Consider the following 2780-nt stretch of genomic DNA (forward strand, 5'->3'; position numbering starts at 1 on the left):
CAAAGTCAATACCGTTTTCATCGATAACATAACCGTTTGAGTCAGATACAGAGATAACAGTTGCACCAAGCTCAGTTGCTTTTTGAAGAGCATATTGAGCTACGTTACCAGAACCGGAAATAACCACCTTCTTGCCAGCAAAGCTTTGGCCGTTAGCCTTGAGCATTTCTTCAGTGTAGTAAACCAAGCCGTAACCAGTTGCTTCTGGGCGAATCAAGCTACCACCAAATCCAAGGGGTTTACCAGTCAAGACACCCGCATCGAATTGGTTAAGACGTTTGTATTGACCATAGAGATAGCCGATTTCACGTCCGCCGACACCAATATCACCAGCAGGAACGTCAAGAGATGGGCCGATGTGTTTTTGCAATTCTGTCATAAAGCTTTGGCAGAAGCGCATCACTTCAGCATCAGTCTTACCTTTGGGATCAAAGTCAGATCCACCTTTACCACCACCGATTGGCAGGCCAGTCAAGACGTTTTTAAAGATTTGCTCAAATCCGAGGAATTTTAAGATACCTTGGTTTACAGTTGGGTGGAAACGAAGTCCGCCTTTATAAGGACCAACTGCTGAGTTAAATTGTACACGGTAACCGCGGTTGACTTGTACGTTACCTTCGCGGTCTACCCAAGGAACACGGAAGCTGATAACGCGCTCAGGCTCAGTAATACGCGCTAGGATGTTTTCTTCAATATATTCTGGATGTTTTTCAAAAACAGGCTCCAGAGTATTGAGAAACTCTTCAACAGCTTGGAGGAATTCTGCCTCGTGTCCGTTGCGGGCTTTTACGATCTCGAAAGTGCTTTGGATATATTCTTTAGCAGTTGTCATCTGTCATTCTCCTTTAAATAAAATAGTAAACCATCCTGTCGGAAGCTGCTTGCAGCTTGTGTGACGAGGATGTGTTTAGATTTTTAAAACAGGCATCTTTTAGATGTCATATTTTATTACATGGAACATTATAACAGACTTTTTTTCTCTTGTAAAGAAAAAAGTTGAATTTTCTAAAAATTTCCACAATTTGTTTTCTGAAACATTCCAGAAAATAGTCAAGCGAACGGGATGTTTTCCGAACGTTAGTCAGGAATTGCTGGTTTAAAAAACGAAAAAGCGGAGTTTGGTGATATAATAGAGGAAATGAGCTAAAGGCACTCGCCTTCAGAAGAAAAAGGAGCGTTTTACTATGGTTTCGACATCGACACAGATTGCTGGTTTTGCATTTGACAACTGCCTGATGAATGCAGCTGGGGTTGCTTGCATGACAAAAGAGGAACTGGCGGAAGTCAAAGATTCTGTTGCGGGAACGTTTGTGACCAAAACAGCGACGCTGGAATTTCGTCAGGGAAACCCAGAACCGCGCTATCAGGATGTTCCGCTGGGGTCTATCAACTCCATGGGCCTGCCCAACAATGGTTTAGACTACTATCTTGACTACCTGCTGGAACTCCAGGAAAGCGAACCAAATCGCACTTTCTTCCTCTCTTTGGTCGGTATGTCGCCAGAAGAAACCCACACCATTCTTAAGAAAGTGCAGGCAAGTGACTTTAAAGGCATTACTGAGCTCAATCTCTCCTGTCCCAATGTCCCTGGCAAGCCACAGATCGCTTATGACTTTGAAACGACGGAAAAAATCTTGTCAGAGGTTTTTGCTTATTTCACCAAGCCCCTAGGCATCAAGCTGCCTCCTTATTTTGACATCGTGCATTTTGACCAGGCTGCTGCGATTTTTAACAAATATCCGCTCAAGTTTGTCAATTGTGTAAACTCCATTGGAAACGGCCTTTACATAGAAGATGAGTCAGTGGTCATTCGTCCGAAAAATGGTTTTGGAGGTATCGGAGGACAGTACATCAAGCCGACCGCTCTGGCCAATGTCCATGCCTTTTACCAACGCCTTAAACCAGAAATCCAAATCATCGGAACTGGAGGTGTCCTGACGGGGCGCGATGCCTTTGAGCATGTCCTCTGTGGAGCCAGCATGGTGCAAATAGGAACAACCCTTCATAAAGAAGGAGTGGCAGCCTTCGAGCGTATCACCGCAGAACTCGAGGATATTATGGAAGAAAAAGGCTATGAAAGTCTGGAAGATTTCCGAGGAAAATTGAAGTATATTGAGGGGTAATCTTCTATACAAGAGTTATTGTGATTTGAAATGAAGAACATGGCTGGGTTGAGAAGTATTGAAACCCAGCTTTTTCATATCAATTTGAAGAAAGTTCAAATCAAATTGCTATAATTTCGACTCCTTTTATGAGAAAATAGACGCAAAGAAATGAGGTGTTTTTATGGCAGAAATTTATTTAGCAGGTGGATGCTTCTGGGGCTTGGAAGAGTACTTTTCCCGAATTGAGGGTGTGGAGGAAACGACAGTGGGATACGCCAATGGACAGGTGGAATCAACTAACTACCAGCTGATTCACCAGACGGATCATGCAGAGACGGTTCATCTAATCTATGATGAAGAGCGGGTCAGTCTGCGGGAAATCCTGCTCTATTATTTCCGAGTTGTTGATCCTCTGTCGGTCAATAAGCAGGGAAATGATGTAGGACGTCAGTATCGGACGGGCGTTTACTATACCAATCAAGCCGATAAGGCAGTCATTGAGCAGGTTTTTTCTGAGCAGGAAAAGCAGTTGGGACAAAAGATTGCTGTTGAGCTAGAACCTTTGCGCCACTATGTCCTAGCTGAGGACTATCATCAGGATTATCTCAAGAAAAATCCTGGTGGCTACTGTCATATCAATGTCAATGATGCCTATCAGCCCTTGGTCGATCCAGG

General features: G+C 43.8%; 3 protein-coding genes. 2 read left to right on the forward strand and 1 reads right to left on the reverse strand.

The window, feature by feature from the left end; all coding sequences use genetic code 11:
• On the reverse strand, positions 1 to 832 hold an 832-nt coding region (locus QZ169_RS11510; RefSeq protein ID WP_295507168.1), incomplete at its 3' end, for a Glu/Leu/Phe/Val dehydrogenase dimerization domain-containing protein.
• A 352-nt stretch (positions 833 to 1184) separates the two neighbouring features.
• Between QZ169_RS11510 and QZ169_RS11515 the strand changes: the two genes are divergently transcribed.
• Together QZ169_RS11515 and msrA are read left to right on the forward strand one after the other, a co-directional pair.
• Positions 1185 to 2123, forward strand: coding sequence for a dihydroorotate oxidase (locus tag QZ169_RS11515; protein WP_295507170.1), 939 nt, complete (start codon positions 1185 to 1187; stop codon positions 2121 to 2123).
• Between the two features lie 163 nt (positions 2124 to 2286).
• Positions 2287 to 2780: peptide-methionine (S)-S-oxide reductase MsrA (msrA, locus tag QZ169_RS11520; RefSeq protein ID WP_295507172.1), on the forward strand; the 494-nt coding region annotated here is incomplete at its 3' end.

This window comes from uncultured Streptococcus sp. (assembly GCF_905372115.1).
In the GTDB taxonomy this organism is placed as follows: domain Bacteria; phylum Bacillota; class Bacilli; order Lactobacillales; family Streptococcaceae; genus Streptococcus.

What these genes read in the sequence shown, in the direction of transcription:
- QZ169_RS11515 (WP_295507170.1), top strand. Translation starts at nt 1,185, where the DNA reads ATGGTTTCGACATCGACACAGATTGCTGGTTTTGCATTTGACAACTGC.